General features: G+C 70.9%; 19 protein-coding genes. 16 read left to right on the top strand and 3 right to left on the bottom strand.

Annotation, left to right across the window (positions count from 1 at the left end):
* Positions 1–12: 12 nt before the first annotated feature.
* Complete coding sequence (locus ACWDX7_RS22585) at positions 13–1194, top strand: amidohydrolase family protein (protein ID WP_451493363.1); 1182 nt, start codon at positions 13–15, stop codon at positions 1192–1194.
* A gap of 618 nt (positions 1195–1812) precedes the next feature.
* Here the strand turns inward: ACWDX7_RS22585 and ACWDX7_RS22580 are convergent.
* Complete coding sequence (locus ACWDX7_RS22580; RefSeq protein WP_451493364.1) at positions 1813–2958, bottom strand: magnesium and cobalt transport protein CorA; 1146 nt, start codon at positions 2956–2958, stop codon at positions 1813–1815.
* A 395-nt stretch (positions 2959–3353) separates the two neighbouring features.
* Between ACWDX7_RS22580 and ACWDX7_RS22575 the strand changes: the two genes are divergently transcribed.
* Together ACWDX7_RS22575 and ACWDX7_RS22570 are read left to right on the top strand one after the other, a co-directional pair.
* Entirely contained in the window at positions 3354–4385 is a 1032-nt protein-coding gene (locus ACWDX7_RS22575; RefSeq protein WP_451493365.1) for a magnesium and cobalt transport protein CorA, read from the top strand.
* Between the two features lie 483 nt (positions 4386–4868).
* Positions 4869–5663, top strand: a complete 795-nt coding sequence (locus ACWDX7_RS22570; protein ID WP_451493366.1) for a VOC family protein — start codon at positions 4869–4871, stop codon at positions 5661–5663.
* Positions 5664–6024: 361 nt separating this feature from the next.
* On the opposite strand, the gene ACWDX7_RS22565 is transcribed toward ACWDX7_RS22570, so the two are convergent.
* Complete coding sequence (locus ACWDX7_RS22565) at positions 6025–6303, bottom strand: hypothetical protein (protein WP_451493367.1); 279 nt, start codon at positions 6301–6303, stop codon at positions 6025–6027.
* A gap of 261 nt (positions 6304–6564) precedes the next feature.
* On the opposite strand from ACWDX7_RS22565, the gene ACWDX7_RS22560 reads away from it, so the two are divergent.
* The 7 genes from ACWDX7_RS22560 (at position 6565) to ACWDX7_RS22530 (ending at position 16976) form a co-directional block, all read left to right on the top strand.
* Entirely contained in the window at positions 6565–7683 is a 1119-nt protein-coding gene (locus ACWDX7_RS22560) for a threonine synthase (RefSeq protein WP_451493368.1), read from the top strand.
* Positions 7680–8300, top strand: coding sequence for a helix-turn-helix transcriptional regulator (locus tag ACWDX7_RS22555; RefSeq protein WP_451493369.1), 621 nt, complete (start codon positions 7680–7682; stop codon positions 8298–8300). The genes ACWDX7_RS22560 and ACWDX7_RS22555 overlap by 4 nt, the downstream gene beginning before the upstream one ends.
* 94 nt (positions 8301–8394) lie before the next feature.
* Positions 8395–9147: an alpha/beta fold hydrolase gene (locus ACWDX7_RS22550; protein ID WP_451751434.1), complete on the top strand. Its 753-nt coding sequence runs from the start codon at positions 8395–8397 to the stop codon at positions 9145–9147.
* Between the two features lie 318 nt (positions 9148–9465).
* Complete coding sequence (locus ACWDX7_RS22545; protein WP_451493266.1) at positions 9466–10170, top strand: L,D-transpeptidase family protein; 705 nt, start codon at positions 9466–9468, stop codon at positions 10168–10170.
* Positions 10171–10358: 188 nt separating this feature from the next.
* Positions 10359–10760 carry a hypothetical protein gene (locus ACWDX7_RS22540; protein WP_451493261.1) on the top strand — a complete coding sequence of 134 codons (402 nt, stop codon included), beginning with the start codon at positions 10359–10361 and terminating at the stop codon, positions 10758–10760.
* 393 nt (positions 10761–11153) lie between these two features.
* The gene (locus ACWDX7_RS22535; RefSeq protein WP_451493260.1) at positions 11154–14435 is read left to right on the top strand and encodes a response regulator; all 3282 of its coding nucleotides are present in this window, start codon (positions 11154–11156) and stop codon (positions 14433–14435) included.
* A 60-nt stretch (positions 14436–14495) separates the two neighbouring features.
* Complete coding sequence (locus tag ACWDX7_RS22530; RefSeq protein ID WP_451493259.1) at positions 14496–16976, top strand: SpoIIE family protein phosphatase; 2481 nt, start codon at positions 14496–14498, stop codon at positions 16974–16976.
* A 93-nt stretch (positions 16977–17069) separates the two neighbouring features.
* Here ACWDX7_RS22530 and ACWDX7_RS22525 read toward each other — a convergent pair whose 3' ends face one another.
* Positions 17070–18248: a PP2C family protein-serine/threonine phosphatase gene (locus ACWDX7_RS22525; RefSeq protein ID WP_451493258.1), complete on the bottom strand. Its 1179-nt coding sequence runs from the start codon at positions 18246–18248 to the stop codon at positions 17070–17072.
* A gap of 434 nt (positions 18249–18682) precedes the next feature.
* Here ACWDX7_RS22525 and ACWDX7_RS22520 point away from each other — a divergent pair, with 434 nt between their 5' ends.
* From ACWDX7_RS22520 to ACWDX7_RS22495, 6 genes are all read left to right on the top strand, one after another.
* Positions 18683–19216, top strand: a complete 534-nt coding sequence (locus ACWDX7_RS22520) for a MarR family winged helix-turn-helix transcriptional regulator (RefSeq protein ID WP_451493257.1) — start codon at positions 18683–18685, stop codon at positions 19214–19216.
* A gap of 244 nt (positions 19217–19460) precedes the next feature.
* Complete coding sequence (locus ACWDX7_RS22515) at positions 19461–20693, top strand: PP2C family protein-serine/threonine phosphatase (RefSeq protein WP_451751430.1); 1233 nt, start codon at positions 19461–19463, stop codon at positions 20691–20693.
* 8 nt (positions 20694–20701) lie between these two features.
* Entirely contained in the window at positions 20702–22441 is a 1740-nt protein-coding gene (locus ACWDX7_RS22510) for a sensor histidine kinase (RefSeq protein WP_451751454.1), read from the top strand.
* The gene (locus ACWDX7_RS22505; protein ID WP_451493254.1) at positions 22438–22896 is read left to right on the top strand and encodes a response regulator; all 459 of its coding nucleotides are present in this window, start codon (positions 22438–22440) and stop codon (positions 22894–22896) included. Before ACWDX7_RS22510 ends, ACWDX7_RS22505 begins: the two co-directional genes overlap by 4 nt.
* Before the next feature lie 25 nt (positions 22897–22921).
* Entirely contained in the window at positions 22922–23278 is a 357-nt protein-coding gene (locus ACWDX7_RS22500; RefSeq protein ID WP_451493253.1) for an STAS domain-containing protein, read from the top strand.
* A gap of 298 nt (positions 23279–23576) precedes the next feature.
* Positions 23577–23990 carry an ATP-binding protein gene (locus ACWDX7_RS22495; RefSeq protein ID WP_451493252.1) on the top strand — a complete coding sequence of 138 codons (414 nt, stop codon included), beginning with the start codon at positions 23577–23579 and terminating at the stop codon, positions 23988–23990.
* Positions 23991–24008: the final 18 nt, after the last annotated feature.

Here is a 24008-nt window from a genome sequence, read left to right as displayed (position 1 = left end):
CGAGGAGTCGCGATGGACACCCTGATCTCGGCCCGGCGCGTGGTGATCGGACCGCACGGCCAGGTCCTGGCAGACGGCGCCGTGCTGGTGCGAAACGGCGTCATCGCGGACACCGGACCGCGCCACGAGGTGGAGTCCCGTGCCCCCGCGCGCACTCTCCGTCACCACTACCCCGACGGCACGCTGTTGCCGGGGCTCATCGACGCGCACGTCCACCTCGTTCTGGACGCGGGGCCCGATCCGGTCGCGGCGCTGCGGGAGGCGGACGATGCGACGGTGGCCAAAGGCATTGCGGAGCGGGCACTCGGTCTGCTGAACGCCGGCGTCACCACAGTGCGGGACCTCGGCGACCGGAACGGACTGGTGACGGAGTTCCGCGACGCCGTCAGGGTGGGACGGTTGCCCGGACCCCGTGTCCTGGCGGCCGGCACTCCTGTGACGGGACCCGGCGGACACTGCTGGTTCCTGGGCGGAGAGGTGTCCGGCGAGGACGCCGCCAGGGCGCTGGTCCGCCGCAACGTGGAGCGGGGCACGGACCTCATCAAGGTGATGGCCACGGGCGGGGGCATCACCAAGGGCGGGCCGCCGATCTGGGCGCCCCAGTTCACGGCCGAGGAGCTCCGGATCATCGTGCAGGAGGCGGCGAGTGCCGGCCTCCCGGTGGCGGCGCATGCGCACGGCACCGCAGGCATCGTCGCGGCGGTGGAGGCCGGAGTGAGTACGATCGAGCACTGCACGTGGATCGACCAGGATGGCTTCCGGCTCCTCGACGACGTCGTCGAGGAGATCGCCGCCCGGGGCATCGGGGTCTGTCCGGCGGCCAGCCCCGACTGGCGCGGCTTCGCCGAGCGTTTCGGACATGAGCGCGCGGAGGAGATGTTCGGCGGGATCCGCCGCATGCGCGAGCGCGGGGTGCGGCTGCTCACCGGCACGGACGCGGGCGTGAGCCGGGCGGTCTTCGATGACTTCGTGTCCAGTCTCGAGTTCTTCGCCCATCTGGGCTGCACCTCGCAGGAGATCGTCGACCTGGCCACCTGCGAGGCGGCGGAGGCACTCGGGCTGGGCAAGGTCACGGGGCGCCTGCTCCCCGGCCTCCGCGCGGACCTCCTGGTCGTCGAGGGTAATCCCCTGAGCGATCTCCAGGCGCTGCGCCGCGTTCGGCTGGTGATGGCGGATGGCCTCGTGCATGCCTGACGGGCTACCGCTGCCGGCGCCCCCCGTTGGTGCGTGAGGGATCAACTGACTCCTACAGCCAGTCGCGCTTCTGGAGGAGCCATCCGCGAAGGGTCGATGAGGTACAGCGCGTTCTCGACCACGTCACGACTAGTCATGCCCATATCACGGCGCTGAGCGGGGGTGATGTAGGCGACCTCCTGGGTGACGACGAGCGTCCCATGTATGAGCTCTTGATGCTGTGGCATGATCGGACCCTACTGAGGGCGCGGGCCCTTGCGGAACGGCACCCAGCCGTCCGTCACTCGTTCGGGGTTTCGCCCTGGCCCTCGGTTCGGCGGGCCCGGACGAACCCTGGCCCGCTCCGGTGCCGTTCTGGACGCACCATCCGCGAGTTCGGCTACGAGCCCCCTTCGGAAAACTCGAACCCACGGCCTTTGCGCTTTTCCCCAACCTGCGCGAGGCGACATGACGTGTCACTGAAGGCGGTTGACGGCACGGGCGGGGCAGCGCGGAGCGCGGGGGGAGTGGCCTGCGGGGGCGGGCTGCGCATTCTCCCCAGATTCTCCCCAGGGGGCCCTGCGGGCCGCTTTCATGCGTTCGCAAGCGCTAAGTTGATCAATGGCGTCGATGTGCTGGCTAGAGCCAGTCGCGCTTCTTGAAGATGACGTACAGGCTGACGCAGACCACTGCCATCAGCAGGATCGCGAAGGGGTAGCCGGCAGCCCACTTCAGTTCCGGCATGGTTTCGAAGTTCATGCCGTAGATCGTGCCCACAAGCGTGGGGGCGAAGAGGATGGCCGCCCAGGAGGAGATCTTCTTGATCTCCTCGTTCTGCGCGTGGCTGGCCCGGGCCAGTTGCTTCATTTCCTCGTTCTGCTGCTGGCTGACCAGGGTGGCGTTGACGGCGAGGATGTCCTGCAGGGCCAGGCGGAAGCCGTCGACGCGTTCGGTGACGTGGGTGGCGTGGTCGGCGACGTCGCGCAGGTACCGGCGCAGTTCCTCGTCGATGCCGTACTTCTCGAATCCGGCGCTCAGGCCTTCCAGGATGCGGGTCAGGGGGCGGGTCGCGCGGGCGAACTCCACGACTTCCCGGGAGAGTTCGTAGATACGGCGGGAGACCTGCGGGTCGCCGCTGAAGACTTCGGTTTCGATCTCGTCGACATCGTTCTCCACGCCCGCCACCACGGGCGCGTAGCCGTCGACGACCGCGTCGAGGATGGCGTACAGCACGGCTTCGGGGCCGCGCTTGAGGAGGTCGGAGTTGTCTTCCATGCGGCGGCGTACGACTGCCAGGTCGGGGGCGGCGCCATGGCGGACGGTGATCACGAAGTCGGGTCCGACGAAGACGTGCAGTTCGCCGAAGTCGACCTCCTCGTCGGCGTCGAGGTACCGGGCGGCGCGCAGTACGACGAAGAGGGTGTCGCCGTAGCGTTCCAGTTTGGGCCGCTGGTGGGCTTCCAGGGCGTCTTCGACCGCCAGGGGGTGCAGGTCGAACTCGTCGGCGACCGACAGCAGCTCGGCCTCGGTCGGCCGGTACAGGCCGATCCACGCCATGCCGCCTTCGGACTCGCGGAGCTTGGCGAAGGTCTCGGCGAGCGAGTCGTGGGTGCTGGTGCGTACGCCGTCGCGGTAGAGCGCGGCGGTGACCACGCTGTTCGTCTGGGACGGCTGCTGCTCGGCGGCGACGGATGCGCTGGACCGGTCGTGGGCGGGGCGGGGTTCGGCAGGGCGCTTGGCCGGCTTCTTGAAAGCGCGCAGGGCACGCAGGCGACGCTCGGACACGACGGAGTCCTTCCGCGGGCACGGGGAGAAAGAGGTGGGGGATGCGCGAGGCACGCCGCAGACACCGCCTTCCCGTCCGCTCAGCGTCCGGACGGGGCAGCGTCCCGCGGCATGCGACTGGGAGGTTCACCACACATCGTGGTTTCACCTGCCTTTCGTACACGCGGGACATAGGGCCAACAGAACGGTATACCGCTCAGCGTGCCCGGACTGACCATCCTCCACCGCGGGCCGGCAGCGCCTCGTCCCGGGAAAGGCCCGCCACCTCCCGCCGCCCGGCAGCACCTCGTCCCGGGACCGGCGCTCCGCGTCCCTGCGGACCGGCATCAGATCGTCGGCTGTGGGGAGGGGACGGTAGGTTGCGCTCTAGCGTTGGACGATACGAGGAGGCACGGGTGGCGCAGCAGCGCGGCGAGGATGCGACGACTCTCCCGTCGGCGGTCGTGGACTGCGCTCTCTACGAGGCCGGGCACCGGCTTCCGGGCCAGGTGGGCCTGGGTGCGATCTTGGAGCGGATAGACCCGGAGGCCGGCCGGTTCGCGTGGATCGGCCTGTACGAGCCCACCGCGGAGCAGCTCCAGGAGGTGGCCGAGGCGTTCGGGCTGCATCCTCTGGCGGTGGAGGACGCGGTCCATGCGCACCAGCGGCCCAAACTGGAGCGCTACGGCGACATGCTCTTCCTGGTGCTGAAGACCATCGTCTACGTCGATCACGACAAGGTCACCGCGAGCACCGAGATCGTCGACACGGGCGAGATCATGGTCTTCGCCGGCCCGGGCTTCGCGATCACCGTCCGCCACGGCAGTGCTCCCTCGCTGGAGGACGTACGCCGACAGCTCCAGGAGGATCCGAAGCAGCTGGGGCGGGGGCCGGCGGCCGTCCTGCACGCGGTCGCGGACATGATCGTCGACCGCTACCTCGACGTGGCGGACGCCTTCGCCGGGGACGTCGACACCCTGGAGACCGAGGTCTTCTCCCCCGGTCCGGTCGATGCCGCACGGATCTACCAGCTCAAGCGGGAACTCCTCGAATTCAAGCGGGCCGTCATGCCCCTGGCCCCGGCCCTGCAGCGTCTGAGCGACGGCTCCATCGAGCAGATCCCGCGGAAGGTCATCGCCTACCTCCGGGACGTTGCCGACCACCACCAGCGGGTCACCGAGCAGATCGTCACCTTCGACGAGCTCGTCACCGGCATGCTGAGCGCCAGCATCGCGCAGCTCGGCGTCCAGCAGAACGCGGACATGCGCCGTATCAGCGCCTGGGCGGCGCTCATCACCGTCCCGACCATGATCGTCGGCGTGTACGGGATGAACTTCGAGTACATGCCCGAACTCAAATCCCCGTACGGGTATCCCGCGGTCTGGGTCCTCATCGCCGTCGTCTGCACGGTCATCTACCGCGCCCTGCGCCGCAACAGGTGGCTGTAAGGGTTTCGCGGCGCCTGCTGCCCGCCCCCGCCGCCTAGGGCGTGTCTTTCGGATCTTGTCGGCCGAGCCCGCGTTGTCCGGCGCCCTGCATCGCAAGACGGAGGAGCTTGCCTCGTACTGGACGTACTTGGAAGCCCCGACAACGCAGCGAGGTGCGGTGCCGGACAACGCGGGCCCGGCAAGATCCGAAAGACACGCCCGAGGCCGCCGGCCCTTCAGACGGGCGGCACGCGTCTCGTGGTGGCCGCCTCACGGCCGTGTGCCCTTGGAACCGACGCTGCGGATTGTCGACGGTTGCCCTGCGCCCGAGGACTCAGGAGCGGGAGAGACGGGACCTGCGCGTCACCGGTCATGTTCGGTCACCGCCGGGTCACCGGTTCGCCGTGCCCGGGGAGCGCGCGCCCGTGCCCGGTGGCACGCTGCTTGCGTACGCGACCGCGCCTTCCCGACCGTCCGTGATCTTCCGCGACCCAAGGAACCACCGTGATCACTACTGACTTCGTACCCGGCTCCCCGTGCTGGCTCGACCTCGGCGCACCCGATGTCCCGGCGGCGGTCGCCTTCTACAGCGCCGTGTTCGACTGGGAGTTCCAGGACATGGGCCCCGGCGCCGAGGAGTACGGTTTCTTCAAGCTGGACGGCAAGGCGGTCGGCGGCCTCGGCCCGCTCACCGAGGCGGGAGCCCGTTCGGCGTGGATGCTCTACTTCCAGACGCGGGACGCCACCGCGACGACCGAGACCGTACGGCGTCTCGGCGGCGCGGTACGGGTGGAGCCCGTGGACGCCGACGGCGAAGGCCGGTTCGCGCAGTACACCGACCCGCAGGGGGGCCAGTTCGCCGTCTGGCAGCCGGGGAAGATGAAGGGCATGGAGGCCGCGGACCAGCCGGGAGCCCTGTGCTGGACCGAGCTGTACACCACCGACGCGGCCGCCGCCAAGCAGTTCTACGGGGAGCTGTTCGGCTGGACGACCGACGACATGCCCCTGCCGGGCGGCGGCGGGACGTACTCGATGATCACCCCGGCGGGCCAGCCGCAGGAGCGGATGCACGGCGGCTTCATGGAGATGCCCGCCGACCAGCTCGCCCTCACCGGCGGGAAGGCGTCCTGGCACCCGGTCTTCGCCTCCGCGGATTGCGACGCCACGCTCGACCGGGTCAGGACGAACGGCGGTTCGGTGTTGATGGGCCCCGAGGACGCGGAGGGAGTCGGAAGGCTGGCGGTGTGCACCGACGGGGCCGGCGCGGACTTCGTGGTGCTCACCCCGGCCCAGATGTAGTCCGGCCGCTCCTCCCCCGGCTCCCCGGTCCTCCCCCGGACCCGATCCGCTCCCCCCCGGTCACGGCAACGCCGCCCGGGGGCCCCACCATGCCCTCGCCCCACCGCAGCCCCTTGGCGGTCGGGGCTTCGGACCGCGCGTTATGCCACTCCCCCGCGCACCCCACCGGCCGGGCGACACATGCACACGCGCCCGGCGGTATCACGCACCTGGGCCGGCTCGGGCATCGGCCAACGCCACACGGGGGACCGGTGTGACGGACAGACAGGCCGGGATCAGTCGGTACGGACCTGTTCCAGGGCCGCACGGAGCGGCTCTTCCAGCGTGGGCAGCCTTTCGCGGGCGGACATACCGTAGTAGGTCACCCGTCGATCACGTTGACCTTGCGGGCCCGCAGGTCGACGGAGAGCTCGGAAACAGACCGCTCCGCCTCGTCGCCGACGCCGGGCCAGGGCAGCGCGGTCCCGCCCGTCGGGTGTTCGGCGAAAGCCTCATGGGCCTTCTCGGTCGCCGCCGTGCCGCCGAAGCTGCCCGGCCAGCGAACCAGGTAGTACGAGAGGCGCAGGCGCGGCCCGTCGGGTTCGTTCCAGCCGCAGTCCGCCGTCGGCCCGTACCCTGCGTCGTCGTCGGCCTCAGCCACCGGGACACCCGCCGGAAGCAGGTCAGCAGCGGAGCCGGCGCAGGCCTCACAGCGGTCGGGCAGCGCCGAGCTCTCGTGACGCCCCGGCCACCACGGCGAGTGCTCGCCACACCGTTGGCCGTGCTCCTCGACAGCCCGTGAATGTGCATGCCCAGCGCGCACGACGGCCACGCCCCGCACATCAACGCCGGTGATCACCTCGCATAGACGGTCCGTCCACTGCTAGACTTTCCGTCTAGACCGGAAAGGTGACTGGTGCTCATGGTGATCACGGACGTGTATCTCGACCCGCGCTCGGGGCGGACGTATCCCCTCGACCCACGGCGCTGGCAAGGTGATGACGGGGCCCCGCTCACGGTCGCGCCACGGCCGGGCATCGGGCCGGACAGCATCGAAACCTCCACCCGCTCCCTGTGGCGCTACCGCGCGGCGATTCCCGGGGCCATCACCCACCCCGTGTCCCTCGGCGAGGGCTGCACGCCGCTGATCGAAAAGCGCTGGGGTGAGCACGCCGTGCGCTTCAAGCTGGAATGGTTCAATCCCACGGGCAGCTTCAAGGACCGCGGCAGCAGCGTCATGCTCTCGCTGCTCGCTCAGGCCGGGGTCGAATCGGTGCTGGAGGACAGCTCCGGCAACGGTGGCTCCTCGGTGGCGGCCTATTGCGCGGCCGCGGGCATCCGTACCCGCATTCTCGCTCCGGAAGCGACCTCTCCGGCGAAGGTCTTGCAAGCCCGGGCGTACGGCGCCGAGGTGGCGCTCGTGGCGGGCGACCGGGCCGCGACGTCCGCGCAGGCTCTGTGTGAAGCCCGTACCACTCCCTACGCCAGCCACAACTGGCATCCCTTCTTCCTCCAGGGCACCAAGACGCTGGCCTACGAACTGTGGGAGGACCTGGGTTTCACCGCGCCGGACGTGGTCGTCACGGTGGCCGGCGCGGGCAGCATCGTGCTGGGCTGCGACCTCGGGTTCGGCGAGTTGCTCGCCGCCGGCCTCATCGAGCGGCTCCCCCGGCTCCTGGTCGCCCAGCCCGAACGATGCGCGCCCATCCACGCAGCCTTTCAGGGCGGCGCGGCCGTGGAGTTCGGGCCCACGATCGCGGAAGGGACCGCGATCAAGGCGCCGGTCCGTCTGCCCGAGGTCGTGGATGCGATCCGGCGGTCCGGCGGGGACACCGCGGCCATCCCGGAGGACGACATCATCGCGGCGACCCGCCGCCTGGCGGGACTCGGGCTGTACGCGGAGCCGACCTCCGCTTCCGCCGCCGCCGCGATCGAGGTCTTCGCCGGCCGGGGCGCCATCCGCCCGGACGAAACGGTCGTCGTCATCCTGACGGGGTCGGGCCTCAAGGCCGCCACCGCGATGAGCAGGCTCTTCGCGTGAACGAGGACGAACTGCTGCTGCGCGAGGCCGAGACGATCGTGACCGCCATCGGCCGCATGTTCCCCGGTCTGTGCGAGGTCGTCCTGCACGACCTGCGGAACCCGCAGAACGCGATTCGTGCGATCGAGAACAACTTGTCCGGCCGCTGCGTCGGCGATCCGGCCACCGAGCTCGGCGTCGCCCGCATCCGGGACCCCGGCCATCCCCGGGTCGTCCAGAACTACGCCAACACCTTCCCCGACGGCCGCCCCGCCAAGAGCACCTCCATCGGAATCAAGAACAGCAAGGGGGATTACGTCGCCGCGGTGTGCCTGAACCTCGACGTCTCGCTGTTCGCCACCGTCGCCCGAAGCCTGCAGCACCTGGTCCGCACCGACGAGCAGGAGCAGTCCTTCACGGAAAGCCTGCGGGCACGGACCGCCGGAGAACTCCGCGCACTGGTCGAGGACTACGCGGCCAAGCGAGGTCAAACGCCGCGCAGCCTCGACTCCGCGGAGAAGAAGAAGCTGGTCCGCCTGCTGCGGGACGAGGGCTTCCTCGACGTGAAGAACGCGGTGCGGATACTCACCGACATCCTGGGCGTGTCCCGCGCCACCGTCTACAACTACGTGAAGTGACCTCGCCCCGCCGACTGGCCCGTGACCCGGACGGGCCGGTGAGCCGGAGCCCGGAAACCTTCGGGCTCGTGCGGTGAGGGGGGATGGTGGAGGGATGGAACAGACAACACACGCCGGGCTCTTCACCCGCCGGTTCGGGCCGCCGCCTCGGGAGGACACTCCCCGTGTGGTGCTCGTGCACGGACTCGGGATCTCGGGACGGTACTTCACTCCCCTGGCACGGCGGCTGGCCGCAGGCGGGATGACCGTGCTCGTACCGGACCTGCCGGGCATCGCCTGGTCACGCGCCGCCGCGCCGCGCTCACCCGGCATCGGGGAACTCGCCGGCGCCCTGGCAGGCTGGCACCAGCGGCTGGGCCCGGGACCGAGTCTGCTCGTGGCCAACTCGGTCGGCTGCCAGGTCGTCGCGGCCTTCGCCGCCCGCCACCCCCGTCTGGTGCGCCGCATGGTGCTCGTCGGCCCGGCACTCGAACCAGGAGTGTCCGGCTGGCGCCAGTGCGGCCGGCTCCTGGCGGACGCGCCGCGGGAGCCGGTCTCCCTGCTCGGAGTGGCCGTGACCGATTATCTGATGACCGGTCCGCTGCGCTGCACGCTCTCCTTTCGCCACGCCCTGCGCGACGCCGCCGCGTCATTCGAGAGGAATCTGGCCCAGGTGCACGCGCCGACCCTCGTCGTACGGGGATCCGGTGACCCCATCGCCTCCGCTGCCTGGACCAGGCGCGTGGCCGGACTCGTCGGCGACGGCCGCGCGGTCGAGGTACCGGGCGCCGCGCACGCGGCCCACTACGGCGCGCCCGACGCCGTGGCACGGCTGATCCGGCAGTTCACGGCGGGAGAAGGCGTATGAGGGGGCTCGGCGCGGGCGCGCGCCCGGGTGGTGCTCGCGTACGGGGTCGGCCTCGACCTGGTCCTCGACGAGGCGGCGCCGCTGATCAGCGTGGAAGGCGTGTACCGGGACACCGAGAGCGGGGTCAGGATCGCGCTGGCGTGCGCGGTCGCCTTGGAGTGCGCCGTCGCCTGGAGTGCGCGACCGGCGCGCGGTGCCCCGACGAGGAGAACCGCACACCGGTTCACGGACGCTCGGGCCGCAACTCCCCCCGGCCAGGCGGGTAGGGAGCCCTCAGGACGCACAGGAGCTGGGGAGGATCGGATGGGTGCGAAGCGCATGCGTGCGTGGCGGCGGGCGGCGGCGGTGTTCGGCGGGGCGGTGGCGCTGGCCGTACCGATGGTGGTCGCGGGAGGGGGCACGGCGCAGGCCGGCTCCGGCTCGGGCTTCTGCAACCTCACCACCGGGCCGCATCAGCGGCAGGTGGAAGGGTTCCTGGGGCGGCCGGTGGACGGGAGGCAGTCGGGGGCCGACTGCCGTGCCATCAAGACCTTCCAGGCGGCCCACGGGATCACACCGACGCAAGGGTACGCCGGGCCGCTGACCTGGCAGACCATGAGCACCATGCTGGCGCAGCGGGAGGCCGGCACCACCCCCGACAAGACCCATAACTGCCCGGTCGACCGGGGGCGGATCGCGTGCGTCGACCTCACGCGGCAGCTCAGCTGGATCCAGGACGGTGCCGCTCTGCAGTACGGCCCGGTCCCGGTGCGCACCGGCAAGGACGGCACCGAGACCCGGACCGGCCTGAAGAGGATCTATTACCGCAGCATCAGCCACTGGTCGACGATCTACGACGTCGCGATGCCCTACTCCCAGTTCTTCGACGGCGGGATAGCCTTCCACTCCACCGCCAAGAGCATGTGGAACCCGCCCGGTTCGGGCGGTTGCGTGAACATGCGGCCCGCCGACGCGAAGGCGTACTGGAGCCTGCTGGGGCATGGCGAGGACGTCTACGTCTACGGCCGCAAGCCCGGAACGTAAGGGTGCGGTCGGGCCTCTGGTGCGGAGGCCGGCTCAGGTGTCGTGACGGACAGCCGAGGCGGCCGCAGGTGTCGTGCGGGACAGCCGAGGCCGCCTCGCCGTCGCGGATGGAGAGTTGGCGGCCATGCCCGGGCCGGTCGGGGCGGGGCGGACGGTTTGCCTCCGCCCTGGCCGGACACACGCGCGGCATGACTGAATCCAGCAGGAGTGCGAACGCCAACACGCCCACCGCCAGTTCCCAGCACAAGGGCCCGTCCTCCGGGGGGCCGAGTGGCGGCGCCGCGAAGCCGGCGAGCCGCGGCATGAGCGCGGCGTCCGAGGGCGCCGGGCACCTCACGTCCGTGGTCGCGCCCGTGGCCGAGCGGACCAAGACCGCCGCGCACACCGCACGCAAGTCCGTGGGCACCGCCACCCGGCACACCCTCGGCAAGGCCGCCGCGGCGTGGACGATGGTGAAGGGCCGCAAGGTCGTCGCCCTGAGCGCCATGGCCTCCACGGTGGCCGTGACCGCCGGCTCGTACGCGGCGGGCCGCCGCGCCGGGCTGCGCCGCCGAGGCCCCCTGTCGCGGCTCACCGGGGGCCGTCTCTGATACAGGCGCGCAGCGTCCGGCCGGCCGCCTCGGCCGCGGTGATGCGGCTGAGAGCTGACGCGGGGCGCCGGATGCGCTCCTCTCCCCGCCCGCCCGGGGAGAGGAGCTCCGGCGCCCCGCCCTCGTCGCGCCCCGCCCTCGTCGGCGGCCGCCTCCGCCCGGCCGCTCCGCCGTGGCCCCAGCCCCGCTCGCCCGTGATCAATACACCTAGGTCCGGGCCTCGACCGAGGCCACACATCGGCATCCCCTGACGAGTGCAAGGTAGCCTTCCGAATGCTTGCCGTAAGGCAAGTGGAGCATCGTCACGATGACGCGCAAGGACAAGGCGGAGCGCCGGCGGCCTGCGCCGTCCTGCGCCGGGGCAGCTGCGGAAGACAGAGGCGGGTAGCAGGGATGGCCGAGTCCACCGTGCAGTGTGCGCCGGGGAAGCACGGTTCGGGAAGAGGCCCGCGGCCGCACAGTACGGTCGGGGAAGCGGAACTGCGTCAGCTGCTGAGAGGGCTGACAGCCGTACGCGACGGTGATTTCAGGACCCGGCTGCCGTACGAGGACGACGATCTGCTGGGCGAGATCGCGACCGTCTTCAACGGCATGGTGGACCAGCTGTCGCAGTTCACCTCGGAGGTGACCCGGGTGGCCCGCGAGGTGGGCACCGACGGCACGCTCGGCGGCCAGGCCGTCGTGCCCGGAGTGTCCGGTACGTGGGCGGACCTCACGGAATCCGTCAACGCCATGGCCGGAAACCTGACCACCCAGGTACGCGACATCGCGCAGGTGGCGACCGCGGTGGCCCGAGGCGACCTGTCGCAGAAGATCGATGTGGACGCCCGCGGCGAGATCCTGGAGCTGAAGAACACCATCGACACGATGGTCGACCAGCTTTCGGCCTTCGCGGCCGAGGTGACCCGCGTGGCCCGTGAGGTCGGCAGCGAGGGCCGGCTCGGCGGCCAGGCCGAGGTCGAGGGAGTCTCCGGGACCTGGAAGCGGCTGACGGAGAACGTGAACGAGCTCGCCGGGAACCTGACCCGGCAGGTGAGGGCGATCGCCGAAGTCGCCAGCGCCGTGGCGCAGGGTGACCTGACCCGCTCCATCACGGTCGACGCCTCGGGTGAGGTCGCCGAGCTCAAGGACCACATCAACTCGATGGTGGGCTCGCTGCGCGAGACGACGATCGCCAACCAGGAGCAGGACTGGCTGAAGTCCAATCTCGCGAGGATCTCCGGGCTGATGCAGGGCCACCGGGACCTTGCGGTGGTCGCGGAGCTCGTCATGGACGAGCTGACCCCTCTGGTCGGCTCCCAGTACGGGGCTTTCTACCTGGCCGAGGAGGGCCCCGGGGGCGTCGTCCTGACGCGGGTCGGCTCGTACGGCGTCGCCGAGGACGCCTCCGGACCCCGTCGGTACCGCCTCGGCGAGTCCCTCGTGGGCCAGGCGGCGCGCAGCCGCCGTACCATCTCCAGCGATGACGTACCGGCCGGTTACATCATCTCCTCCGGCCTGGGCGAGACCGCTCCGGGCAGCCTGATCATCCTGCCCGTCATCGTCGAGGACCAGGTCCTCGGCGTCATCGAACTCGCCTCCTTCACCGCTTTCACCGCGGTCCACCGCGATTTCCTGGGCCAGCTGATGGAGACCATAGGCGTCAACGTCAGCACCATCGTCGCCAACGCCCGCACCGATGAACTCCTCGGCGAGTCCCAGCGGCTGACCGCGGAGCTCCAGACCCGCTCCGCGGAACTCCAGTCCCAGCAGGAGGAGCTCCAGCGCTCCAACACCGAACTGGAGGAGAAGGCGGCCCTCCTCGCCGCCCAGAACCGGGACATCGAGACGAAGAACCTGGAGATCGAGCAGGCCCGGCAGGAACTGGAGGACCGCGCCCGCCAGCTGTCACTCGCTTCCCGCTACAAGTCGGAGTTCCTGGCCAACATGAGCCACGAGCTGCGTACGCCGCTCAACAGCCTTCTGATCCTGGCGCAGTTGCTGACGCAGAACCCCGGCCGCAATCTCACCCCCAAGCAGGTCGAGTACGCGGGCATCATCCACTCGGCCGGCTCGGACCTGCTCCAGCTCATCAACGACATCCTCGACCTCTCGAAGGTCGAGGCCGGGAAGATGGACGTCAACCCCGAAGACGTGCCGTTGCGGCAGCTGCTCGAATACGTCGAGGTCACCTTCCGTCCGATGACCACCCAGAAGAACCTCGACTTCACGATCATCACCGGCCCCGGCGTTCCCAGCACCCTCCTCACCGACGACACCCGGCTGTGCCAAGTGCTGCGCAACCTGCTGTCCAACGCGGTCAAGTTCACCGAGCGGGGCCACGTCGAGCTGCGCATCGAGCTCGTCGAGCCGTCCGAGCGCCCGGCCGGGCTCAAGAGCGGCGGCCCCGTGGTGGCCTTCCGCGTCACGGACACCGGTATCGGCATCGCGGAACAGCAGCTGGAGGTGATTTTCGGGGCCTTCCAGCAGGCGGACGGCACCACCAGCCGCAGGTACGGCGGCACCGGGCTCGGGCTGTCCATCAGCCGGGAGATCGCCCAGCAGCTCGGCGGGGCGCTGACGGCGCGGAGCGCCCTGGGCAGCGGTTCCGCCTTCACGCTCTATCTGCCGGTGGCCCCGGCCGCGGAGCGGTCGGCCGCCCCCGTCGCCGCCCCTGCCTCCGCCCCTGCCTCCGCCCCAGAAGGGTCCGCTCCTGCAGGGTCCGCGCCTGAAGGTACCGCCGGAGCGGCGCCGGTGTCCGGGACCGGGCTCCTCGCCCTGCCCGCCGCGCCCGCCCTGCCGGGCGCCGCCGGGGCTCCCGCTCACGGCCTCGCGCCGGAACGCCGCTTGCTCGTCATCGAGGAGCACGCGAAGGGGCTCCTGTCGCTGGTCGCCCAGAGCGCCGTCGCGGAGCTGTCGGCCGGTGAGGAGGCGAACCGGCAGCGCTACGGCATCGACATCGTCACCGCGGTCAGCGCCCGGGACGCCGCAGCCACCCTGGCGTCGCAGCCCTTGCACTGCGTCGTCCTCGATCTCGGCATGCCCGACGACGAGGCCCTGCGCTTCCTGGCCGCCCTGGACGGAGACTCGGCCCTCACCACCCTCCCCGTACTGGCCCACAACAACCGCCGCCTGGCCGCCGCGGTGGAACGCACCCTGACCGAGCGCACCGCGACGCAGCCGCTGGAACTGCTGACCAGTCTCGACGAGCTCCGCGAGCGCATCGCCCTGCACCTTCGCGCGGAGCAGCCCGGCAACGCGCTCGCCCCGGTGCGGGGCGAGCAGAACCGTCCGCAGGCCTTCCCGCACACCGACGCGGGACTGGCCGGCCGTACGGTTCTGGTGGTCGATGACGACGCGCGCAACCTGTTCGCCATCAGCGGCATCCTGGAGCTGCACGGCATCAACGTCCTCCACGCGGTGGACGGCCGCCGCGGTATCGATGCCCTGCTCCGGCACCCCGGCATCGATCTCATCCTGATGGATGTGATGATGCCGGAAATGGACGGGTACGCCGCTACTGCCGAGATTCGCCGTATGCCCGCCTACGCCCACCTCCCGATCATCGCCGTCACGGCCAAGGCGATGCCCGGTGACCGGGAGAAGAGTGTCGCCTCGGGCGCCAGCGACTACGTCACCAAGCCGGTGGACGCCGTCGACCTCATCACCCGAGTCCGCCGCTGGGCGGCCCCGTAGCGCCGGGGCCGGCCCGCCGGCCCCGAGGGCGCATGCCCACAGGAACCACCACAGCGAGGAATGGGGAACGCAGTGACCACCCCGGACAGCCGACCGCAGACCACCGAAAAGACACCTCGCCCGCCGGCACGGACCTCCCCGGATGGGCAGCCGGCGTCCTCGCCGGCCCCGTCCCCCTCCCCCACGGCGGTCGCCCGGCTGGTCGCCACGGTGGAACGCCTGCGCCGGGAGGTACGGGAGGCGGAGGCCGCGGCCGACGGCCGCGCCCTGGTCGAGCTGGCCAAGGGGATCCTGGTGGAGCGGCTGGGCTGCGGCCCGGCCCAGGCGGACTCACAGTTGGAAACCCTCGCCGCGCAGGCCGGGATCTCCCGGCTGGAGCTGGCCGCGGACATCACCAACCAGGCGGCGCGCGACCGCGTCAGCGAGGTCTCCGCCGGCTTCGCCGAGCGGCTGAAGGCTCCCCCGGACCCGGCCCCGGCCCAGGAGGCGGCCCCGGACCCGGCGGCCCCGGCGCTCTCCGTGCGGCTGCGGACCGCCGAGAGCGGCGTCCTCGCGGCCGACGAACCGCAGGCGGTGGCGCGCGCGTTGCTGGACAACGCCCTGCACCCCCTCGGGGCGGTGGCCGTCGCCGTGTGGAGAGCCGGAACCGACGGTTCCCTGGTCCTCGCCGGGCATGCCGGCTTTCCCGAGGCTGAAGCGGCCCGCTGGCACTACGTGCCCCCGGACGTGGCGGTTTTCGCCCGGCGGGCCCTGACCGGATACGGTCCGGTGGCCTGTCACCCCACCGAACCCGGCATTCCCTCCGTAGGCCGCCACACCTGGCCCGAGGGCGGCCGCATCGCGCTGCCCTCAGGGGCGGGCGGCCGCGTCCACGGCGTGCTGGAGGTCTGCTGGCCCACGCGCACCACCCCGCAGCCGCCGCAGATCATCCGGCAGTTGGAAGCCCTCGCGGAGCTGTGCGCCCACACCCTGAACGACCAGCCCGCCCCGGCGCCGGACCGGTCCCCCGCCGGACCGGTCGCCTCGCCGGACCTGGCGGAACTCACCGACCTCGCCGACAACCTCTACGATCCGGCCCTGGTCCTCACCCCGGCGCTGGACGCCGATGGGCGGCTCGCCGATTTCCGGATCCATCACGTCAACGAACACTTCGTGGATCCGGTCGGCCGTCCTCGCGGTGCCATCAGCGGTTCTCTGCTGCTGGAGGCCTACCCCACGGCCGTGGAGGACGACGGCCTGTACGAGAAGATCGAGCGGACGTATGCGACGGGCGAGGCGCTGCGCACCCACCGCACGACCCTCACCGCGCTGATCGGGCAGGTGGCCCTGCCGGCGGTGACGGACGTCAGCATCAGCCGGCACGGAACGGCCCTGCTCCTGCTCTGGCGGACCGAGGACCGCACGGCGCAGCTGGCGGGACTGCTCCAGCACGCCCAACGCCTGGGCAGGGTAGGGGGGTTCGAAGAGAACTTCGTGACCGGCGAGATCACCTGGAACAGCCAGCTCTTCGACATCTACGGGCAGCCCGCGTCGGCCGCCCCCATCCCGATGGAAGAGCTGGTGGCACACGCCCACCCCGACGACAGGGTCCAGATCCGGCGCTTCCTGCGCACCGTCATGTACCACCGGCGCGACGCGTCCGTCGACTTCCGTCTCCAACGCCCCGACCGCATCACCCGGCACATCCGTGTGGTCGCCGAACCGGTCCTCGACGCCCACGGCGTGCCCGTGGCGGTCCGGGGCGCCTACCAGGACATCTCCGCACAGCACTGGACCGAGGTCGCGCTGGCCGCGACCCGCGACCAACTGGCCCACACCGAGGCCGAGTCGGCCGACCGCATCCGGTTGACCCTGCAGCTCCAGCAGGCCATCATGCCGCCGGCTCCGCATCCCCTGAAGGTGCCGGGCATGCGCATCGCCGTACGCTACCGGCCGGCCGAATCCGAGGCGCTGGTCGGCGGGGACTGGTACGACACGGTGCTGCTGCCGTCCAAGGAGGTGCTGCTGTGCGTCGGTGACGTGGCCGGGCACGGGATCGGTGCGGCGACCGGGATGGTCGTCCTGCGCAACGCGCTGCGCGGACTCGCGGTGACCGGTGCGGGTCCGGGCCAACTGCTGGGCTGGCTGAACAAGGTGGCTCACCGCCTCACCGACCAGGTCACCGCCACGGCCGTCTGCGGCCTCTACAACCCGGAGACCGGGATGCTGCGCTGGGCCAGGGCCGGCCACCTGCCGCCCGTCCTGATCCGCGCGGGCGGCGCCGAGTCCCTGCCCCTCTCCGACGGCCTGCTGCTCGGCGTGCTCGACGACGTCACGTACTCGGAGCAGGAGATGCGGCTGGAGAAGAACGACACCCTGCTGATGTTCACCGACGGGCTGGTGGAACGCCGGGACCTGTCGGTGAACGATTCCGTCAAGGAACTCCTCCTGCGCACGCTGGAGTCCCCGCACGACCTGGAACGGCGCCTCGACCGCCTCCTCACCCACAGCAAGTCCGACACCGACGACGACACCTGCCTGATCGGAATCCAGCTGGCGTGACGGACGATGGCATGACGGAGGGTGGTGTGACGGATGGTGGTGTGGTCCGGAGCCTGCCGGGCGGTGCGGTGGCGCGGCCGCCGTCCGGGCGGGTCACCCCTCCCGGGCCGCCCCGGGCCGGCCGTGCCAGTCGAGGCAGACGACCAGCGCGTCGTCACCGGCCTCGATCCGTCCCCGGTGGCCGGAGAGTGCCTCCAGGATCCCGCCCGGGACCTGGGAGGGAGGCAGGAGGCGGGTATTGGTGATGGCACGGGTCAGTGCGCGCTCGCCGTAACGCTCCCCAGCCGGTGAGGCGACGTCGTACACGCCGTCACTGACGAAGAAGAGCCGGTCGCCCGGTTCGACGCGGAAGTGCTGAACGGTGTAGACCGTGTCCTCGAACATGCCCAGCGGCAACTGCGCCTCCAGTTCGACCGCCTCCACGGCGCCGTCACGCAGCCGCCAGATCTTGGGCGATCCCGCGTCGACGATCTGGACGTCGCCGCTCGGCAGGTGGAAGTCGAGCAGGAGCATCGCCAGGTAGCGCTCCCCCCGGTACTGCCCGTAGACGGCCTGGTCGGCCAGAGCGGCCTGGTCGGCCAGGCCCAGCCCCGCGCGACGCGCGTTGCGCAGGGCGTTGACGGCCAGATTGGTCAGCAGGGCCGCTTCGATGCCCTCGCCCATGCCGTTGTTCACGGTCAGCGTGAGGTGGTCGGCCGATGACGACCAGTCGAAGCTGTCTCCGAAGATGGCGTACGCCGGTTCCAGCTGCGCTCCGAGGCTGTACTCGGGGCGGGAGCAGGAGCGTCCGGGCAGCAACTGCCACTGCATCTCGGCGGCGAGTGTGAGCCGGTCCGCCCGCCGGGCGCGCAGGAAGAGGTCGGTGTCCCGCTCGGCGACGACGATCTCGTGGGCGAGGGCTTCGGCCACTTCCGCCAGCTCCTCCTGCACCTCAGGCGTGAGGCCGTTCTTCGGCAGGACGATGCTGAGCACCCCCAGCCGGTCGCCGCGTACGCTGACGGGCAGGTGGACGGTGTCCTGTTCCGGGCCTACGACGACGTGGGGTTCCTGCGAACCGAAGGCTCGGCCGGGCGCGGTGGCGTGCGCCGACAAGGGCTGCGGCAGGTGGGGAACCGGGTCTACGTGCTGGAGTTTCTTCAGGGAGTAGTCGGCCATCAGCAGGTCGGCGGAGACTGCTCCGTATCGCTCGGCGACCACGGCACGGATCTTGTCGAGCAGCTCGTGCGGTGCGGCAGCGCGCAGCACACGCTCCACCGGTTCACGTCTAGGCACGGGTGTGGGGCCTGCTTTCTCAGAAGGTCGCGTCGGGGCTGGACACAGGCAGGAGCCGGCGCCGGGTGGCTCGTAGGTCCGGTAGGGAGTCTCACATGCCTGCGGACCCCTCTGTGCCCATCGCGTCACACACCGCTCTGCCGGTGTCGGCGCGCGCCTCTCGGCGCCGCCGCGACGGTTCGGGGGTGGTGATGCGGACGCGGGTCGGCCGGCCGCGGGAACGCGGGCCGGCTTGTTGCGTCGCGCCACAGGATACGAGATGGTTGCCACAGGGAAACTGTTGTGTCGCCCAGCGGTGAAGAGAGGCGGGCTCGCCCGTCGCCCTGGCTCCAGGACGTACGGTGCGCCTCGGACCCATCGAACGTGTGACGCGATAAGAGGGGCCAGTGCCGAACAGACATCTGACGTACCGCGGTGGCAGCAGAGTGGGGGTCATGGGCCATCCCAGCAGCGGGTCTCATGCGAAGGACCACCCAGCCGCCGTGGCGGCCGGCGCCGCGGAACTGCTCGAAGTGCTGCGCGCCCGCGGGCAGGACGCCCTGGCGCCCGCCGTCTCCCCCTCCCAGCTGCGGGCCATGCTCGTCGTGGAGCAGGCGGAGGGGATCAACCTGCGGTCCTTGGGGGCCGTGCTCGGCTCCCGCCCGCCGTCGGTCACCCGGCTCTGCGACCGGCTGGAGGCGATGGGCTTGCTGCAGCGGTGCCCCAGCCCCACCAGTCGGCGCGAGGTGGAACTGAGGCTCACCGGACGGGGGCGCACTTTGCTGGAGGAGCACCGGGCGGTTCGGCTGCGGGAGCTGTCCGCCGTACTGGACCGGATGGACCCGGACGCCATCGATGCGCTCCTGGTCGGCCTCACGGGTTTCAGCGAGGCGGCGGCAGAGCTGTTCGCGGCGGATCCGGAAGCGCGGATCGGCGTAGGTGATCCGGCCCTACGGGACGCGGCTGCCGGAATGTCGGACAGCGCTTAGCGCATCTCGGCCGGCCCGCGGCCGAAGAAGGACCCGGTCTGTCCCGGGTGCGGCGATTCACCAGCTAAAATGTTGCCCTATGGCAAATGATCGTTCTAGGCTCTGCCCCGACGCAGCAGGCGGCCCCGCGGGCCTACACGTCTCTTGGCGAGAGGAGACACACACAGCCATGGGGACTGTTCGGGGCCCGGAGTCAGGCTTCCCCGTCGACGGGAAGACATGGGCAGGGGCGGCACCGGCCGGCGTGGGAAGGCCACGGCTGCCCTCTTTACTGCAGGGAGACGGTACAGACCGTACCCGCGCACTGTGGAGCGGCGCTCCGCCCCGGGTCCTGCTCATCGAGGACGATGAGGGCGACGCACTCCTGGTCGAGGAACTGGTGGCCGACAGCGGAGCCGACGTCCGGCTCGGACGGGCCCGCTCCCTCGCGCAGGCCCTGCTCCAGCTGCGGACCGAGGCGCCGCAATGCGTGCTGCTCGATCTGCACCTCCCCGACGCGCAGGGACTCGACGCCCTCGGCAAGGTCCTGGCGGCCTCCGCGGACACGGCCGTGGTCGTCCTGACCGGACTGTCGGAGGAGGAGGCGGGTCTGGCCGCGGTCGCGGCGGGAGCGCAGGACTACCTGGTGAAGGGCCGGCTGGAAGCCGATGTCTTCATGCGGGCCATCCGCTACGCGATCCAGCGCAAGCAGACGGAGATCGCGGCGGCCGCGCTGCAGGCCGGCCGGTTGCGCGCCGAGGAGAACGCACGCCTGGAGCGCGGGCTGCTGCCGACGCCCCTCCTGCTGGATTCGGCCGTCTCGGTCTGTGCCCGCTACCGGCCCGGCCGCGCCCAGTCACTCCTGGGCGGGGACTTCTACGACGTCGTCCAGACGCCGGACGGCGCCACGCACGCCGTGGTCGGCGACGTGTCCGGGCACGGGCCCGACGAGGCCGCGCTCGGGGTGTGTCTGCGCGTCGCCTGGCGCGCTTTCGTCCTGGCCGGCTCCCGGGGGCAGGACCTGCTGACCCTCCTGGAGAAGATCCTGCTGGCCGAGCGCTCCGGGCCCGAGATCTTCGCCACACTCACCTCCCTCACCCGGCTCCCGGGTGAGAACCGGGTCATCGTCCAGCGGGCGGGCCACCCCGGTTTCCTCGTCCGGTCCCCGGCGGGGGTACGGCTCGAAGTGGCCCCCGGCGGGCCGGCCCTGGGCATGGTGCCCGACTGGGAGTCCACCTGGCCCGAGACGCAAGTCCCGGTGGAGCCGGAGGGCGCCGTCATGCTCTTCACCGACGGGCTGATCGAGGGGCGGATCGGAGCCGGCCCGGACCGGCTGGACGAGGACGGACTGCTCGACATCGCCCGGCAGTACGAACGACTCCCCGCCGAAGGTTTCGTGGACGCCCTGATCGAGACCGCCGAGAGGCTGGCCGCCGACAGCGGCGGCCTGGCCGACGACGTAGCCGTACTCCACCTGGAATGGAAAGACCAACTGTGACTCCGCGAATGTCGCCGCCCGGCGCCGGCGCGCCGTCCGGCCGCCCAGGACTGAGCGTGCAGGCATGGTTCGGGCTCACGCTCGGCCTGCTCGGCGTCATGATCCTGGCCACGGCCGCCGTGGGCGCTGCCCTGTTCTCCCGTACGACCGAAGCGGGGGACCGTCTGGTCGACCGGATCGCCCCCGCCCGGATGGAGGCGCTGCACCTGGAGTCGGCCCTCCTGGACCAGGAGACGGCCGTGCGCGGCTACCTGCTGACGGGCAACCCGGCGCTCCTCGAACCGTACGAGCGCGGTCTGGAGGCCGAGCGCCGCTCGACGGCGCGGCTGGCTGAGCTGTTGCGGGACGATCCGGCCGCGCGGGCAACCACCGACGCCGTCGAGAAGGCGGCGAACACCTGGCGTGCGGACTTCGCCGTGCCCAGCATCGACTCGACGCGGTCCCCGTCACTCGCCCCCGCGGTCCAGCTCGGCCAGGAGAGATTCGAGGAGGTACGCCGGCAGGCGGAGGCGCAGCAGACCCGGCTCACTCGGACGCACGCCGAGGCGCGCGCCACTTTCGGGCTGGCCCGATCGGACCGTGACCGGATCCTCCTGGCCTTCACCGCGGCCTTCCTGCTCACCGGCGCCTGCCTCGCCGTCCTGCTCCACGTCAGCGTCGTACGGCCGCTCGCCCAGGTCCGCGCGGCGTCCCAGCGGGTCGCCGACGGCGCGTTCGAGGAAGAGATACCCCAGAGCGGCCCCTCCGATCTGAGGTCGCTCGCCCGGGCGGTGGAAGCCATGCGCCGGCGGACGGTGGACGAGCTGGCGGCCTCCCGGCACAACACGGACGAACTGAACCGGACGGCCGCGGACCTCGACGCGCAGACCGTGGAGCTGCGCCGCTCCAACGCCGAGCTGGAGCAGTTCGCCTACGTGGCCTCGCACGACCTCCAGGAGCCGCTGCGCAAGGTGGCCTCCTTCTGCCAGCTGCTGGAGAAGCGGTACGGCGACCAGCTCGACGAGCGCGGCACGCAGTACATCACCTTCGCGGTCGACGGTGCCAAGCGGATGCAGGTGCTGATCAACGACTTGCTCACCTTCTCCCGCGTGGGCCGGGTCCAGGACGCCCGGGAGCCCGTCGCCCTCGACGACACCGTCCGCCGCGCTCTGCGCAATCTGGGAGCCGCGATCGAGGAGAGCGGCGCCGAGGTCGTCCTGCCGGACCGGATGCCCGAGGTGATGGGCGACCCCACGCTGCTGACCATGCTGTGGCAGAACCTCATCGGCAACGCCGTCAAGTTCCGCCATCCCGACCGCACGCCCCGCGTGGAGATCGCCGTACGGAGCGAGGGCGAGGCCGACGCCGGGTTCCACACCTTCACGGTCACGGACAACGGCATCGGCATCCCGGCCGAATTCGCCGACAAGGTCTTCGTCATCTTCCAGCGGCTGCACGGGCGGGAGACCTACGGAGGCACCGGCATCGGCCTTTCGCTGTGCAAGAAGATCGTGGAGCACGCGGGCGGGCGCATCTGGATCGACGGCGCCCACACCGGCGGTGCCCGGCTGGCCTTCACGCTCCCCGTCATCGGTGGCGAGGAGACCGCTTCCGCCAAGCCGGCACCGGCGTCCGAATCCGGACCTGCCCCCGCATCCGAATGGGTAGCCTCCGCACGCGCACCCGCATCCGTATCCGCATCCGCATCGGTAACCTCCGAACCTGCACCGGCGTCCGAATCCGCGTCGAGCGAAGGAACGAACAAGTGAACGCCCCCACACCCAGGCCCCCGGCGCAGCCCGCGGAAGTCCTCCTCGTCGAGGACGACGCGGGCGACGAGCTCATGACGCGTGAGGCTTTCGAGGACAACAAGATCGGCAACATCCTGCACGTCGTGCGCGACGGGCTGGAGGCGCTGGACTTCCTCTACCGCCGAGGCGAGCACGAGGGAGCCCCGCGCCCTGACCTGATCCTCCTTGACCTGAACCTCCCGAAGTACGACGGGCGTCAGGTGCTCGAACAGATCAAGACCGACCCGGAACTGAGCCACATCCCAGTGGTCGTCCTCACTACTTCGGCGGCCGAGGAAGACATCCTGCGCAGCTACAAGCTGCACGCCAACGCGTACGTGACCAAGCCCGTGGACCTCGATCAGTTCATCCGGGCCATCCAGCAGATCGATGACTTCTTCGTCACCGTGGTCAAGCTGCCGCGGTCCGTCTGACATGGGGAGAGGGAAGATGGAACACATGGACAGGGCTGACGCGCGCTGCTACGTCGAGGTGCGGTCCGAACAGGACGTGCGGGTCGTGGTGATGGCCGGCGAGTTCGACATGGACAACGTCGGTGAGCTGCGCCGGGCGATGGAGCCGGAGGCGAGCGGTGTCTCGCGCTACGTGCTGGACGTCTCGGGGATCACCTTCGCCGATTCCACCGCGCTGAGCGTCATCCTCCAGCCGGCCCTGAACCGGCCGGTGATCCTGGCCGGCGAGGTGCCGCCCCGTTTCGCCCGGCTGCTCGAAGTCACCGGAGCCGACCGGGTCTTCGCCTCGGCTCCCACCGAGGAGGAGGCCAGGACCATGGCCATCCCGCCCCGTGGCTACTGAGAGGTGTCACCGTCTGGACAGCCTCCTCGGCCTTACGGGTAGGCTCCCAGACTTGACGGCGTGACGGTGCGGGCCGTCCGGTCGGATCGAGGGGCGGGGTGTGGCGCAGGGCTGGGTCGCAAGTTCAACGGCCTCGTGGGCCGGGCCCTTCCCCGGCGGCGGTGCACGGGTGAGCCGGTGCTCCGCGACGGCATGCGGGGAGAGGGAATGATGCCGAACTTTGCAGATGGGATTGCAGGCGAATGTACGGGGCATTCGGTTGAGGTATGCCGGTGACCGCAGCGGGGGAGAGATCAAGATGAAGGGTGCGAGCATGCCGCCGCCCCCCGCACCCCTGACCGCGATGCAGGCGCGGGACCGCGTACGGGTGCTCATGGAATCCGCTGGTTTCGCGCCAGGCGGCGCGGCGCCGGTGGAACAGATAATGACCGACGCCCTCCTGGTGACGTCGGAACTGGTCACGAACGCGATACGCCACGCGGGCGGCATCGTGGAGTTCAGTGCCTCCTTGTCCGAGGAAGGCCTGCGACTGGTCGTCGCGGACGCCAGTACGGAGCTCCCCGTCACCCTGCCGCGGCAGGTCGGAGCGTTCGGCGCCGGGGGGTACGGCTGGCCCCTGATCTGCCGCCTCACGCGGAGCGTCGTCGTCAGCCCGGTGCCCGGGGGCGGCAAACGCATCGAGGTCGTCGTACCCCTGAACACCTTCCACTGAAGGCACCTGCGGCGTTCA

The sequence above is a fragment of the Streptomyces sp. NPDC003034 genome, assembly GCF_053591375.1.
Note: the sequence above shows the minus strand (reverse complement) of the source record. Positions and strands in the feature narration are given on the sequence as shown.

Bases quoted from the DNA above. Each gene is read 5' to 3' on its own strand.
- ACWDX7_RS22550 (WP_451751434.1), top strand. From the start codon at position 8,395: ATGGAACAGACAACACACGCCGGGCTCTTCACCCGCCGGTTCGGGCCG.
- ACWDX7_RS22500 (WP_451493253.1), top strand. From the start codon at position 22,922: ATGGACAGGGCTGACGCGCGCTGCTACGTCGAGGTGCGGTCCGAACAG.
- ACWDX7_RS22510 (WP_451751454.1), top strand. From the start codon at position 20,702: ATGTCGCCGCCCGGCGCCGGCGCGCCGTCCGGCCGCCCAGGACTGAGC.
- ACWDX7_RS22540 (WP_451493261.1), top strand. From the start codon at position 10,359: ATGACTGAATCCAGCAGGAGTGCGAACGCCAACACGCCCACCGCCAGT.
- ACWDX7_RS22530 (WP_451493259.1), top strand. From the start codon at position 14,496: ATGGGGAACGCAGTGACCACCCCGGACAGCCGACCGCAGACCACCGAA.
- ACWDX7_RS22545 (WP_451493266.1), top strand. From the start codon at position 9,466: ATGCGTGCGTGGCGGCGGGCGGCGGCGGTGTTCGGCGGGGCGGTGGCG.
- ACWDX7_RS22560 (WP_451493368.1), top strand. From the start codon at position 6,565: ATGGTGATCACGGACGTGTATCTCGACCCGCGCTCGGGGCGGACGTAT.
- ACWDX7_RS22520 (WP_451493257.1), top strand. From the start codon at position 18,683: ATGGGCCATCCCAGCAGCGGGTCTCATGCGAAGGACCACCCAGCCGCC.
- ACWDX7_RS22495 (WP_451493252.1), top strand. From the start codon at position 23,577: ATGAAGGGTGCGAGCATGCCGCCGCCCCCCGCACCCCTGACCGCGATG.
- ACWDX7_RS22535 (WP_451493260.1), top strand. From the start codon at position 11,154: ATGGCCGAGTCCACCGTGCAGTGTGCGCCGGGGAAGCACGGTTCGGGA.
- ACWDX7_RS22585 (WP_451493363.1), top strand. From the start codon at position 13: ATGGACACCCTGATCTCGGCCCGGCGCGTGGTGATCGGACCGCACGGC.